Genomic DNA, 13,966 nt, shown 5'->3' with positions numbered 1-13,966 from the left:
CAGCATGGAAAGATATTTAAAAGAAACGTCTATGCTTAATTATTCAAATGCGTTAATTCAGAATCTTGTTGAAGAAAGAGGATGGAAAAATCTAGGAGAATTTGAGCGTATCAAGGCTATTTATAATTTTGTAAGAGATGAAATACTCTTTGGCTACAATGTTGACGATAGTATACCTGCATCAAAGGTGCTTTCTGATGGATATGGACAGTGTAACACAAAGGGGACTCTTTTTATGGCTTTGCTCAGAAGTTGTGGGATTCCCTGCAGAGTTCACGGATTTACAATTGATAAGAAGCTTCAGAAAGGTGCTATGACAGGCTTTGTGTATAAGAGAGCTCCTAAGAATGTTTTTCATAGTTGGGTGGAAGTATATTTTGAGAATCAGTGGTATGAGCTTGAGGCATTTATTTTAGACAAGGCCTATCTCAATAAACTTCAGGAAAAAAATCCTGAATGCACAGGTGCATTTTGCGGTTATGGAGTAGCTGTAAAGGATTTTAGAAATCCTATAATTGATTTTGATAGAAACAATACATATATCCAAAGCGAAGGGATTAATCAGGATTTTGGAGTATATGATTGTCCAGATGATTTACTTATGGAACATCATCAGGAAATGTCCTGTATTAAAGAGTTTGCTTATAGAAATCTTGGAAGGCACTTGATGAATCGTAATGTTAGAAAGATTAGAAATAGATAATGGGAAGAAGGATTTTTTTATGAGAACAGCTGAAGAATATAAGGATTTAACAATTAAAGAGTTTACCAAGGCGGCAGATACATACGAGTTTGATCAGGCTGGTATATATGAAATGTGTAAGGATGATTATCCATATATTGCAGCAGAGCTTGAAAAAGAAGATTATCAGGATTTACTAGACTGTGGTTGTGGAACAGGGCCAATGATTTCTCTTTTACATGAAAAGGACTCTACAAAGCATTACACAGGCTTAGATATCACTCCAAGGATGATAGAGGTCGCTAAGGCCAAAAATCTTAGGGGTGTAGATTGGGTAGTAGGCGATTGTGAGAATTTACCTTTTGAGGATAATTCCTTTGATGTAATAATTTGTTCCAATAGTTTTCATCATTATCCAAATCCTCAGGACTTCTTTAATAGCGTTAAGAGGGTCCTGAGACCAGGAGGAAGATTAATCCTTCAGGATTACACAGCTCCAAGTATTGTACTTTGGTTTATGAATCACACAGAAATGCCAATCGCAAACTTAATTGGCCATGGAGATGTGAAGGCATATTCATTAGGCGAGATTAAAGAGTTTTGTAGTAATTCGCAGCTTGAGATAGAAAAACTAGAAGCGTGTGAGAAATTTAGAATGCACTTAGTGGCAAGAAAACCACGATAACAATAACGAAAGAACCGATTTAATTTGGTTCTTTTTTTATACTCAAGGGTAAGTTACATAACACTTTGGTTATTGATAACTTCCCAAGGTTATAATATACTAACTTAGTTGATGCATATTATTCATAATGAGTAAAAAATTAACAGCATCAGGGAAGAGGAAATATATGAAAAGAAAGGTTTTAAAGCTGTTTAAATCAAGCGTTGCAATTGCTGGCACGGTTTCAATGCTTTGCATGACCCCAGTATGTGCATTGTCAGTTTCAGCAGCAGAACAGGGAGTCATCAAGAATCATGAAAGTATCACTCTTGAAGTTGGAGATACCGCTATTCTCCAAGGCGAGCGAGCTTATGGTTACAGTGACTATGAAATCCAGTGGACAACAGATAATGATGGAATCATTAGCATCGAGTCAACTGATGATGGTAATTCATGGGATAAATACACTACTGCAGAAATAAAGGCCGTTTCTGCTGGAACAGTCACAGTTAATCTTAAGGCAGATTATCATGGCATGTGGTCTTACGATGAAAGTTTTACAATCAATGTAAATGGAACTGCATCAGAAGAACCTTCAATTGATGAGCCTGTTGTAGTAGAAGATAATAAGAATCTCTTCATAAGACTTGTGGGTAACTTTGAACATAAGATGGTTGGAGAGGAAGATATTGATGCTGTTTCCAGCGCTACAACTGTTTCTTATGTTTCCACTGGAGCTAATGCTGTAAAGCTTGAGGCTGCATTGGTTGATAAAGATGTAGACAGAGATTCAGTTCCTGAGGACAGCTGGCATCCACTTAGCTATTTTGAGAATTCAGAGGATGCAGTCAAAATCAATCCAGATCATTCAAAAACTAAGATTATTGTTGAGCCAGAATGCCCAGGAGTAGAGGTGGGCTACAATGTATGGGACGGCACCGTTGCAATTACAGGAAAGCCTGAGCAGGCAGGTGACTATAAAATTTCGGTTCAGTTTACTGATACAGAAAATCGAGTGGCAATTAGTAATGATGTAAATTTCACTGTTTATGAGCTGGATGGAAAGCTTGTTGATGTTCTTAACTATGACAACGCTACTCAGACAAGTGATGGTAAATATATCTATGACCAGAAGCCATGGTATATAAGCGATTTAGGTGCTGATGTTGTTACAGTTCCAAAGGATATCAAGGCATGGTATGGAAGTCATACAACTGGAACATATGCTGAGCTTGGCGCAGTAATCTCCCTTACAAATGGTGAGGTGCCTTCACAGACTCTTGTTATTCCTAGAGGCTGTAATCTTACAATGCTTAACACTCGTGTTCACAGCGGTGTAAAAATTGTTGTAGAAAATGGTGGAAAGTTATCATTGAGACAGTCTACTATTGAAGGAATCTTGGAGGTTAGCAAAGGTGGAACTCTTTCTGTAGATTATATTGATTATGGAGAGGGTGCAGGCTTTACCCACGGCTCAGTAATCAATGGCCAGATTAGAATGATGAATGGTTCTACATTGGAAAATGCAAGAATCGTTTCTCATACAAATTATTCAGCAAGAGATGATATTAATCGCAATAACAGCAACCCAGTGGTAGTTACTAACGGAACTGTTTATGTTAAAGGAAATGTTTATATCAAAGGCGATGAAGCTGCTGATTATGGAGTGGGTCAGAAGGGCCTTGCTGTAAAAGGCAAATTAATCGTACCTGATGGTTCAGTTATTGCAGTATTCGGTGGTGGTGAGTCTCAGCTTTCTTCTATGGGTGGAGACGCAATCACTCTTAATAATGGAACTATCTATGGCGATGGAAAAGTAATCGCTGTTGGTGGATTCGGTATGAACCTCACAGGCAATCGTGACATCCTCGGTGGTGGAGCTGCTGTTTCAGGAAGAGGAACAATCGATACAGATAGAGCGTACCTTGAAGGTGGCTACAGTTTTGAAAAAGAGACTCAGCCAATTAATGGAAACATCACTTTGTCATATAGAACAGACCGCAATCTTGTGACAGGAAAGTGCATCATGGGCACAGGCGAAACTACCAGTCCAAACTATTGGCATGGAACAGGTGATTCTGATGGTATCTGTCCTGACTTAAGCAAGTATGTTGTAGAGGACAATGCTCCAATTAGAAGACATTCATATCGTAATACATACTGGTATCCAACATATGCCAGCAGTTATTACAATTGGTATTCAAACTATTTGTTCAATAATATAATGTGGTATTGGTTCTTCTAAAATATAAGTAAGAAAAAGAGGCGTGGTTACTATTAGTAGCTGCGTCTCTTTTATGTTAATATATGATGTGGTTCGAGATTATTGAGATGGTAAAGGAGCTCAGAAGAACTAATGAATAGAGAAATTAATAATGGCGTTACATATATGACATTCGATTCGCTTAAAAAAGCTGGAGTGAAGCATGCATTTTCTACAAGACTAGGGGGTGTAAGTGAGGGAGTGTTTGAATCCTTAAACTTGCGTACTAACAGCGAAGATAATGTCGATAACATACATGAAAACTACAAACGAATGTGCAAAGCACTTGACATGAAATATGAACGCATGTGCTTTTCCATGCAGACTCACACAGCGAATGTAATTGTTGTTGAAGAAAAGGATGCAGGTAATGGAATCACAAAGTTACTTCCTTATAAGGATGTGGACGGCATTATAACAAATGTAAAGGACATGCCATTAGTTACAGCACATGCAGACTGTGTCCCATTATTCTTCTATGATCCAGCAAAGCAGGTGGTTGCTTTATCTCATTCTGGTTGGAAGGGGACAGTGGGTAAAATTGGTAAAGTCACCGTAGAAAAAATGACAGAAGCCTTTGGTTCAAATCCAGAGGATATTTTATGCGGTATCGGGCCAAGTATTTGCAAAAACTGCTATGAGGTAAGCGATGATGTTGCAGCAGAGTTTGAAAAAGTATTTGGTGAAGAGCATAAGGCTAAAATACTTAGCAAATCTATATTTAATCCTGACGACAAGGATAAATATATGCTAGACTTGTGGGAGGCATGTAGATTAACTCTTTTAGAAGCTGGGATTCTTGCTGAACATATTGAAATCACTGACTATTGCACCAGATGCCATCCAGATTTGTTCTTTTCACATAGAATAATGGGTGCAAATCGCGGTGGTCAGGCAGCATTTATTACTTTATAAGTAGATAGGGGGACACATGAAGAAAATACAATTATTAAATGATGACTACTTAGGTCATGCGGATATAATAAGACACGCCTGCAGAGGGATTGTTATAAAGGATGGAAAAATTCTTTTAAGCTATGAAGAAAAAAATGGTAAATATATGATTCCAGGTGGAGGAGTAGAAGGGGATGAATCTTTAGAGGAATGTTGCGCCCGTGAACTTCTTGAGGAGACCGGCATTATAGTAAAACCAAAGGACTACTATCTGGAGATAGAAGAGTTATTTGATGTATGGCAGCATTTTAATCATTATTATATCTGTGATTTTGTGGAAGATACTGGTAAGCTTAATCTTACAGAAGCTGAAAAACTAGCTGACTATAAGCCTGTGTGGTTACCTATTGATGAGGCTAAGCAGATTTTTGGAGATTATGAAAAATATCACCAAAACAAGATAGAGGATTATGGGCTTTACAGAAGGGAATATGCTGCAATTACAGAAATGCCTTTTAATATTTAAAACTGATATAAGAATAGACACAAAAAACGGGCGACACCAACTCGAAATCCCTTGATTCCTAGCTGATGCCGCCCCTGAAATTCGATCCCAATGGTCTATACCTCTCATTCAGCTTTATTTTTCATTGTTGCTGTCCATTTGAAAACTTTTAATCAGTGATGGACCTCGTAATGAAATTGTCGCGTGTTAAAAATCTTAAATCTCTGGTGGACTATACCTCCATTCCCTAGATTTTAACAAATAACTTTGGTTTTAAAACTTAATCCTCTGGTGGACCGTACCTCCAATCACTAGATTTTAATAAAACCATTTCAATTACTAAATTAATGTTTTGGTGGACTGTACCTCCCTTTCTGAAATATTAAATACTATTTCTCTGTTGTTATATACTATTATAGCTTGGGATTTGTAAATTGCAAGATAAAAATACTATTTATCATAGAATTGTCAGATAGCTTAATGTTCGACTTAATGTTTTGTGAAAATTAACAATTGTATTTTGGGGAGACCTGATGGACTCTAGTATAGGAGGATTTTAATAACCACAAGGACACAATTGTGTGACATTCTTGTGATAATTCGTTCCTTATACTGCCACATGTACAAATCAAATCTAGAGAAAATCAGGGGGTAAATATGAACACAGTTGAAAAGAGTATTAAAGCAATTAAAGTTTTAGCATTATGTGCAGTAATTACAATAAGCACATTCTCGTTCTCAATTAATGCGAAAGCAGAAGGTGACCCATTGTCACTTTGGACAGAAGGCTCAGCCTCTAAGGCTGCTTTGGTAGATTATATGAATGATATCACTAACGAGGCAAGCCCAAATTTCATTCCTATTCAGGATAGAGTGGCAGTTTTTGATTTGGATGGTACCTTATTTTGTGAGACAGATCCTGTATATTTTGATCATATGCTTTTGCAGCATCGTGTTCTCGAAGACCCAACCTACAAGTATAAAGCAACTGATTTTGAGAAAGAGGTAGCAAACAAGGTTATCGAGTTCGCAAAGACTGGTAAATATCCTGCTGGAATGGACAATGATCACGGCAAGGCAGTAGCATCTGCTTTTTCAGGAATGACCGTGGATGAGTTCACAGCTTATATTATTAAATATAGAAATACACCAGCTAACGGATATAAAGGTATGACTAAGGGCGATGCATTCTACAAACCTATGGTAGAGTTAATTCGATATCTTCAGTCCAATGGATTTACAACTTATATTGTTAGTGGAACTGATAGACTTATTGTCCGTGGCTTAGTAATGGGGAAATTACCAATCCTTCCAAGAAATATTATTGGTTCCGACGAGACAATCGTTTCAAATAACCAGGCAGATGCAGATGGCTTGGACTATGTTTTTACAGAAAAGGATAATCTTGTACTTGGCGGTAATTTCGTTGTAAAGAATCTTAAGATGAACAAGGTTTCAGTCATTGCTCAGGAAATAGGCCAGCAGCCAGTTCTTTCTTTTGGAAATAGCACTGGTGACTCTAGCATGGCAGAGTACGTAACAAGCAATAATAAGTACAGGAGCCTTGCTTTTATGGTTTGTTGTGATGACACTGTACGAGAGAACGGAAAGCTTTCTTCAGCAGAAAAGATGTACGGTCTTTGCCAAGAATTTAATTGGGTACCAATTTCTATGAAGAATGATTGGACTACAATTTATGGTGATGGAGTAACCAGAAAATAAACATAATATTTGACTTGAACTCACTTGACATAACACTGTCAATTCCTTAGAATACTACTTGTTCGCAGGAATGGCGGAATTGGCAGACGCGCAGGCTTCAGGTGCCTGTGGTAGCAATATCGTGTGGGTTCAAGTCCCATTTCCTGCATAAAAATATAGCGTCAGGCAGATGCCTGGCGCTATGTTTTTTATGCAGGAAATAGAATTAACTCAATTTCATGACCGGGAGGCGAGAATCAAGTCCCAGTAAAAAAGTTACTATTCACAGTTGCTCCATCTCATTCACAATGGAACTCTTTCAGAGTTCTTTCTCGGTGCTAAAGCACCTAACATTGTTCATTGAGGATGGAGCCACTGATTCCAGTAAAAGTAATATTTAAAATAATTCCTTACCAAATAAATTTGGACAGAATTAGTTTTAAATATTATTTTACTGTGAATAGTAACTTTTTTTATTCAAAAAAAGGATATCCTTTTTTTTTGCGGAATTTGTTTTATAGAAGTGTCGTTTGTTGCAAAATTGGGAGGCTAAAATGGGCACAATTAGAGAAATGATTGAGCAGATGGAAAAGGAGACACTTAGTCCTTATGCCACTCTCAGCCAGAATTCACGTGGCCGTGAAAAGGATGAGCCACAGTGTGATATCAGACCTTTATTTCAAAGGGATAGAGATCGAATTCTTCATAGCAAGGCGTTTCGCCGCTTGAAGAACAAAACTCAAGTTTTTCTCACTCCTCAGGGAGATCATTACAGAACCAGATTATCACATACACTTGAAGTTTCACAAAATGCGCGTACTATTGCAAAGGCGTTGAGACTTAATGAGGATTTGGTAGAAGCTATTGCATTAGGACATGATTTAGGACACACACCATTTGGTCATGCCGGAGAGGCTCAGCTTAATGAAATGTGTTCCGTTGGCTTTTTGCACTCTGAACAAAGTGTCCGTATAGTTGAAAAGCTTGAAAAAGGTGGACAAGGTCTTAATCTTACTTGGGAGGTTCGAGATGGAATCCGTAATCACAAAACCAGCGGACATCCAGCCACTCCAGAGGGACAGATTGTCCGTCTTTCAGATAAAATTGCTTACGTAAACAGCGATATTGATGATGCAATCAGAGCTCAGATTCTTACAGAAGATGACATTCCAATGGAAATCAGAAAGACTCTTGGAATGACCACAGCTGTTCGTTTAGACACTCTTATTCACGACGTTATTATCGAAAGCAAAGATAGCCCTGTGATAAAGATGTCTCCAGAAATCGAAGAGGCAATGTCAGATTTGCGTTCCTTCTTATTTGCCAATGTATACAAGGATTCTGTGGCAAAGGTGGAAGAGGTTAAGGCAAAGAGAATGATTCGTGAGCTTTATGAATACTATACCGTTCACTTTAATGAGATTCCTCCTCGATATAGAGCAATGGAAGATGAAGGCGAGACTCAGGAACGCATCATTTGTGATTACATTTCTGGTATGACAGACCAGTATTGTATCACCAAGTTTAATGAATTTTTCATGCCAAAGGCATGGGTAGTAGATGGATTTTAATTAGGGAGAACAATGGCCTATTATTCAGATGAAATCATCGAGGAGGTTCGTTCAAGGACAGACATCGTCGATGTTATTTCTAGATATGTGAATTTACAAAAAAAGGGCAGTCAATATTTTGGCTTGTGTCCCTTTCATAATGAAAAAACAGGCTCATTTTCCGTAAGCCCACAAAAGCAGATGTATTACTGCTTTGGTTGCGGAGCTGGAGGAAATGTTTTTAGCTTTCTAATGGCATATGAAAATATGACCTTTAAGGAAGCGGTGGAGGAACTGGCGCCTAAATGTGGCGTGGAGCTTCCTCAGCGTGAAATGACCTATCAGGAAAAGCAAAGAGCGGACAGACGAAGCCGTTTGTTTGAAATCAATAAGGAAGCGGCAGCCTTCTATTATAAAATGCTTCGTTCCGACGCGGGAAAGCAGGCTTTGGAGTACTTCACAAAGCGAGAGCTTACTCCAGATACCATGCACAAGTTCGGACTTGGATGCACTAACAAATATTCAGATTCTCTTTATAGATATCTTCGAGAAAAGGGATATGAGGATGACATCCTTAAGGACTGCGGCCTCATCACCATCGATGAAAAGCGTGGTGGCCATGACAAGTTTTGGAACCGAGCAATGTTTCCAATATTTGATGCCAATGGCAAGGTTGTTGCTTTCGGTGGTCGAGTGATGGGAGAGGGAGAGCCTAAATATCTTAACTCTCCTGAAACAGAGATTTTCAACAAGTCCAAAACACTATTTGGCTTGTACTTTGCAAGGAAAACTCGTCGAGAACAGTTTATCCTTTGCGAAGGATACATGGATGTTATAGCTCTTCATCAGGCTGGCTTTGATAATGCAGTAGCTTCTCTTGGAACTGCTTTGACTGAAGGTCATGCTGGCATGCTGAAGCGTTATGTTAAGGATGTTTATCTTAGCTACGATTCAGATGGGGCGGGGCAGAAGGCGGCCCTTAGAGCCATTCCAATATTAAAGAACGCTGGAATATCTTGTCGTATCATTGATATGAAGCCTTACAAGGATCCAGATGAGTTCATAAAGAATCTTGGGGCAGAGGAATACGAAAAGCGTATACAGAATGCTGAGAACAGTTTTATGTATCAGGTTCGAATGCTTCAAAATCGCTATGATATGACTGACCCGGAGAAAAAGTCAGATTTCCAAAAGGAAGCAGCTAGGATGATAGTTATGGAATTCCCAACTCAGCTTGAAAGGGAAAATTACACTGAATCCGTAGCCGCTAAGTTCAATATTCCAAAGGATGCTTTGGCAAAGTATATACTTGAGCTTGGACAGCAGGGCATTACAGCCAAGCGAGAGCCAGGCGAGCATTCTGACTATCAGAAAAAACAGCAAAAGCCAAAGGATGATGGCATGAAAATGTCTCAAAGGCTGCTGCTTACATGGTTGGTGGAATCACCTGATATATATCCTAAGATTTCAGCCTATGTTGCGCCTGAGGATTTTGAGGATGGAGTATATAAAACCGTTGCCACAGAAGTGTTTGCAGCGTTATCAAACAATCAGGCCGTTGATACCGCCAGAATAGTTGATATATTTATGGAAGAGGAAGACAGAAAAACTGTTGCAGCTCTCTTCAACACCACAGTTGGTGAACTTACAGACAATAGTGATCTTAGCAAGGCCTTAAAAGAGACTTTGCTTAGAATAAAAAAGAACTCGCTGGAGCAGGCTCAGAAAAATGGAGCTGATTTAAAGAGTCTAGTTGAGGGAAAAAAGACACTACAACGCTTGGAGCGTTTAGACTTAGCATTAGCATAATCTTAAAAACAGAAAGGAACAAAAATGGCAAAGAAGAAAGTTGATGAATTAATCGAAAACGGAGACTTGAACGCTGCTGCTGAAGCTTTCTTAGCAGAGGCTGAGGATGCGGAAGAAGCAGAAGATACTGAAGTTGAAGACAAGGATGTTGACTTTGGTGATCTTGAGGAAATCTCTGCTGAAGATCTTGAGTTCAACGAGCATGACTTTGACAACATTGATGAGACAGAAGATGACGATGATGTTGACGAATTCTTAGCATCAGTTGGTGCTAAAACATCCGTTGACAGAACAGATGACGATGATGACGATGATATCGATTCTTTTGGCAATGATGAGCTTGATTCAAAGGTAGCTGAGCTTATCAAAATCGCAAAGACACAGAAGAATATCCTTGAAGATTACGAAATTTCAGAGTTCTTAAAGGATTATAAAATCGATGCAAAGCAGATGGAGCGCATCCTTACATACCTTGATAAAAAGGGCATCGATGTAAACTTCTCATCTGGCCCATCAGATGCACTTTTACTTGCAAGTGATGACGAGGATTTAGAAGATATTGATATGTCAGTGCCTGACTCAGTCAGCATTGAAGATCCTGTTCGTATGTACCTTAAGGAAATTGGTAAGGTACCACTTCTTTCAGCAGAAGAAGAGGTTGAGCTTGCTCAGCGTATGGAAGAAGGTGATCAGGAAGCAAAGAACAAGCTTGCTGAGGCAAACCTTCGTCTCGTAGTTTCTATTGCAAAGCGTTACGTTGGACGTGGTATGCTTTTCCTTGATCTTATACAGGAAGGTAACCTTGGTCTTATGAAGGCAGTTGAAAAGTTTGATTACCACAAGGGTTACAAGTTCTCTACATATGCTACATGGTGGATTCGTCAGGCTATCACACGTGCTATCGCAGATCAGGCTCGTACAATTCGTATCCCTGTTCATATGGTTGAGACAATCAACAAACTCATTAGAGTTTCTAGACAGTTATTACAGGAGTACGGCCGTGAACCGACTCCAGAGGAAATCGCTGCAGCAATGGGTATTACTGTAGACAGAGTTCATGAAATCCTTAAGATTTCTCAGGAGCCAGTTTCTCTTGAGACACCTATCGGTGAGGAGGAAGATAGCCACCTTGGAGATTTCCTTCCAGATGAGAACGTACCAGTTCCAGCTGAGGCAGCTACCTTCACTCTTTTAAAGGAACAGCTTCACGAGGTTCTCGATACTCTTACAGAGCGTGAGCAGCGTGTTCTTATCCTCAGATTTGGTCTTGAGGATGGCAAGGCTCGTACCCTTGAAGAGGTAGGTAAGGAATTTAACGTTACTCGTGAGCGTATCCGTCAGATTGAGGCTAAGGCTCTTCGCAAGCTTCGTCACCCAAGCCGCAGCCGCAAGCTTAAGGACTATTTAGACCAGTAAATTAAACAAGCCATGCCTATTGCTTACGGTGATTCGCATGGCTGTTTTCTATTTTGATTCAAGGATTATACATAATTAAATGATAAAATTATCTCCTAGATTACAGATTGTATATAACATGATTCCACATTGTGGCACCGTTGCAGATGTGGGATGCGACCATGGATATTTGAGCATAGCATTGCTCGAAAACGCTAAGGCAGAAAAAGTAATTGCCATGGACGTAAACAAGGGGCCTTTAAACAAAGCCAAGGAAAATGTTATGGCTGCAGGATATAAAGATACTTGTCAGCTCAGACTTTCAGACGGTCTTGCCAAGCTTGAACCTGGTGAAGCGGATGTGATTTGTATCTGCGGAATGGGTGGAGTTTTGATAGAGAGGATTATCAAAAATGGTCTTGCCACAGCAAAGGCAGCGGATTGTTTGATAATTGAACCTCAATCAGAATATTACCAGCTTCGCAAGAGCTTAATGGACGAAGGTTTCGTTATTGAGGATGAAGACCTTGTTTCTGAAGAAAATAAGATATATCCTATTATTAAGATATCTTACAGACAGGACCAAAGTGAGAGAGTTAATTATACCGATGCTCAATTGGAATATGGTCCTAAAGTCATAGAAAAAAAGCCAGAGCTTTTAATAAAGCTTTTGAATAAAAACGAAAGTGAATATAGCGGAATTCTTAACAAGCTAGAGAAGGGGGAAGCATCCGGCAAACCTGCTACAGTTAAAAGGTGTCAGGAGCTTAGAACTCAGCTTGATATTATTAACCAGATTAAAAATTCACTGTAGGAGGAGAAGGCACTATGGCAAAAGTAATCATTGGCGGCAACGAGGAAACCTATGAGGATGGCACAAGATTAGTAGATATTGCTGCTAAACATCAGCCTGACTACAAGGATGACATTGTTCTAGCAAAGTATAAGGGGAGTCTTACAGAATTAAACAAGGCTGTTACTGGTGTGGCTAGTGTTGAATTTTTAACCACAGCTGATAAGGATGGACGTAGGGCTTACAGACGAAGCGTTGTTTTCCTTCTTCAGAGAGCTCTTATGGATGTGTATCCACTTCCAGCTAACCCATACCTTAGAGTTGAGCATTCTCTGGGACAAGGCGATTTCTGTACCTTGGAGGGTGTTGGTGAAATCACAGAAGATGACCTTGCAGAGCTTAAAAAGATAATGCTTGGCTTGGTAGAAAAGGATATTCCGTTAAAAAAATATTCTATAAAAACTACTCAGGCAAAGGAAATGTTCCATAGCTTCAATATGAAGGACAAGGAGCAGCTTCTTAAATATCGTACAAGCTCAAATATTAATGTTTACGATCTGGATGGCTGTATTGATTACTTTTACGGATACATGGTGCCATCTACCAAGTATCTTAGATATTTTGATTTAATAAAATTTGAAAATGGCTTTATGCTCATGTACCCAGATGGAAGCTTACCTGGCATCAACACAAGAGAAGTCGCAACCTTTAAAAAGCCAATTAAGCTATTTAATGTTCAGCAACAAGCTTCTGAATTTGGACGCACCATGGGAGTGCCTACTGTTGGTGCCTTAAATGAGGCTATAGCTAATGGCAGAATTAGAGACATTGTTCTTTCTCAGGAAGCTATTATGGAACGGAATATCGGCGAGCTAGCTAGCATTATAGCTGCCAATAAGGAAGTAAAGTTTGTAATGATGGCGGGCCCATCCTCGTCAGGAAAGACCACCTTTTCTCACAAGCTTTCTGCCCAATTGAGAGCTTTGGGATGCGTTCCTCATCCATTACCACTTGATGACTTCTATTTGAATCGTGATCAGATGCCGATTGATGAATATGGAGAAAAGGATTTTGAGGCTATCGAAGGTCTTGATATTCCATATTTCAACGAATGCATGGTCAAGCTTTTAAAGGGTGAACGTGTATTGCTTCCAAACTTTAATTTCAAGATTGGAAAGCGTGAGTACAATGACCACTACATGCAGCTGGGAAAAAACGATATTCTTGTTATTGAAGGTATTCATGGACTGAACGACAGAATGAGCTCGTCACTTCCAGCAGAGTCAAAATACAAGATTTATTTATCTGCCCTCACACAGCTTTCGATTGATGAACACAATCCGCTTTCTACAGCAGATGGAAGATTAATTCGTCGAATTGTTAGAGATGCCAGAACCAGAGCTACCACAGCAGCAGAAACTATCGCAATGTGGGATTCTGTTCGAAGAGGAGAAGAGAAAAATATCTTCCCATTCCAGGAACATGCTGATTATATTTTCAATACGGCCTTGATTTATGAGATGGCTGTGTTAAAATTGTATGTCGACCCGTTGCTTTATGCAATTGAGCCAGATCATCCAATGTATGCTGAGGCCAAACGTCTCATCAAGCTTTTGGATTATTTCCTTCCAATGGCTCCAGAGGTTATTCCAAACAACTCTCTGGTTCGTGAGTTCATTGGAGGTTCATGTATCCTTTAGGATATAAACT

General features: G+C 39.3%; 11 protein-coding genes and 1 tRNA gene. All 12 read left to right on the top strand.

What is annotated here, in order from left to right:
- Window positions 1-4: 4 nt before the first annotated feature.
- The 12 genes from BLR54_RS08015 to BLR54_RS07960 all read left to right on the top strand — a co-directional run bounded on the left by BLR54_RS08015 (window position 5) and on the right by BLR54_RS07960 (window position 13,956).
- Window positions 5-703: a transglutaminase-like domain-containing protein gene (locus BLR54_RS08015; protein WP_090419694.1), complete on the top strand. Its 699-nt coding sequence runs from the start codon at window positions 5-7 to the stop codon at window positions 701-703.
- Window positions 678-1,367, top strand: a complete 690-nt coding sequence (locus tag BLR54_RS08010) for a class I SAM-dependent methyltransferase (RefSeq protein ID WP_330388162.1) — start codon at window positions 678-680, stop codon at window positions 1,365-1,367. Before BLR54_RS08015 ends, BLR54_RS08010 begins: the two co-directional genes overlap by 26 nt.
- 166 nt (window positions 1,368-1,533) lie before the next feature.
- Window positions 1,534-3,591: a hypothetical protein gene (locus BLR54_RS08005; RefSeq protein ID WP_090419293.1), complete on the top strand. Its 2,058-nt coding sequence runs from the start codon at window positions 1,534-1,536 to the stop codon at window positions 3,589-3,591.
- A 111-nt stretch (window positions 3,592-3,702) separates the two neighbouring features.
- The gene (pgeF, locus tag BLR54_RS08000; protein ID WP_090419288.1) at window positions 3,703-4,524 is read left to right on the top strand and encodes a peptidoglycan editing factor PgeF; all 822 of its coding nucleotides are present in this window, start codon (window positions 3,703-3,705) and stop codon (window positions 4,522-4,524) included.
- 16 nt (window positions 4,525-4,540) lie between these two features.
- A complete protein-coding gene (locus tag BLR54_RS07995) occupies window positions 4,541-5,029 on the top strand; it encodes an NUDIX hydrolase (RefSeq protein WP_090419285.1) in 489 nt (162 codons plus the stop codon).
- A 636-nt stretch (window positions 5,030-5,665) separates the two neighbouring features.
- A complete protein-coding gene (locus BLR54_RS07990) occupies window positions 5,666-6,730 on the top strand; it encodes a haloacid dehalogenase-like hydrolase (protein WP_090419282.1) in 1,065 nt (354 codons plus the stop codon).
- 64 nt (window positions 6,731-6,794) lie between these two features.
- Window positions 6,795-6,878: transfer RNA gene (locus BLR54_RS07985), tRNA-Leu, on the top strand.
- Between the two features lie 385 nt (window positions 6,879-7,263).
- Window positions 7,264-8,280 (top strand): deoxyguanosinetriphosphate triphosphohydrolase, encoded by a 1,017-nt coding sequence (locus BLR54_RS07980; RefSeq protein ID WP_090419279.1) that lies wholly within the window; start codon window positions 7,264-7,266, stop codon window positions 8,278-8,280.
- Between the two features lie 12 nt (window positions 8,281-8,292).
- On the top strand, window positions 8,293-10,068 hold the full coding sequence (gene dnaG, locus BLR54_RS07975) for a DNA primase (RefSeq protein ID WP_090419276.1): 1,776 nt from the start codon (window positions 8,293-8,295) through the stop codon (window positions 10,066-10,068).
- A 315-nt stretch (window positions 10,069-10,383) separates the two neighbouring features.
- Entirely contained in the window at window positions 10,384-11,484 is a 1,101-nt protein-coding gene (gene rpoD, locus BLR54_RS07970) for an RNA polymerase sigma factor RpoD (protein ID WP_090419688.1), read from the top strand.
- Between the two features lie 79 nt (window positions 11,485-11,563).
- Complete coding sequence (locus BLR54_RS07965; protein ID WP_090419273.1) at window positions 11,564-12,277, top strand: tRNA (adenine(22)-N(1))-methyltransferase; 714 nt, start codon at window positions 11,564-11,566, stop codon at window positions 12,275-12,277.
- 14 nt (window positions 12,278-12,291) lie between these two features.
- Complete coding sequence (locus BLR54_RS07960) at window positions 12,292-13,956, top strand: nucleoside kinase (RefSeq protein WP_090419270.1); 1,665 nt, start codon at window positions 12,292-12,294, stop codon at window positions 13,954-13,956.
- Window positions 13,957-13,966: the final 10 nt, after the last annotated feature.

This window comes from Pseudobutyrivibrio sp. YE44 (assembly GCF_900104335.1).
Taxonomy (GTDB): Bacteria; Bacillota; Clostridia; order Lachnospirales; family Lachnospiraceae; genus Pseudobutyrivibrio.
This window is presented reverse-complemented; position numbering and strand designations above follow the sequence as displayed.

Excerpts from the sequence above, each read along its gene's own strand:
- BLR54_RS08015 (WP_090419694.1), top strand. The coding sequence starts at position 5 with ATGGAAAGATATTTAAAAGAAACGTCTATGCTTAATTATTCAAATGCG.
- BLR54_RS08010 (WP_330388162.1), top strand. The coding sequence starts at position 678 with ATGTTAGAAAGATTAGAAATAGATAATGGGAAGAAGGATTTTTTTATG.
- BLR54_RS08005 (WP_090419293.1), top strand. The coding sequence starts at position 1,534 with ATGAAAAGAAAGGTTTTAAAGCTGTTTAAATCAAGCGTTGCAATTGCT.
- pgeF (WP_090419288.1), top strand. The coding sequence starts at position 3,703 with ATGAATAGAGAAATTAATAATGGCGTTACATATATGACATTCGATTCG.
- BLR54_RS07995 (WP_090419285.1), top strand. The coding sequence starts at position 4,541 with ATGAAGAAAATACAATTATTAAATGATGACTACTTAGGTCATGCGGAT.
- BLR54_RS07990 (WP_090419282.1), top strand. The coding sequence starts at position 5,666 with ATGAACACAGTTGAAAAGAGTATTAAAGCAATTAAAGTTTTAGCATTA.
- BLR54_RS07980 (WP_090419279.1), top strand. The coding sequence starts at position 7,264 with ATGGGCACAATTAGAGAAATGATTGAGCAGATGGAAAAGGAGACACTT.
- dnaG (WP_090419276.1), top strand. The coding sequence starts at position 8,293 with ATGGCCTATTATTCAGATGAAATCATCGAGGAGGTTCGTTCAAGGACA.
- BLR54_RS07965 (WP_090419273.1), top strand. The coding sequence starts at position 11,564 with ATGATAAAATTATCTCCTAGATTACAGATTGTATATAACATGATTCCA.
- BLR54_RS07960 (WP_090419270.1), top strand. The coding sequence starts at position 12,292 with ATGGCAAAAGTAATCATTGGCGGCAACGAGGAAACCTATGAGGATGGC.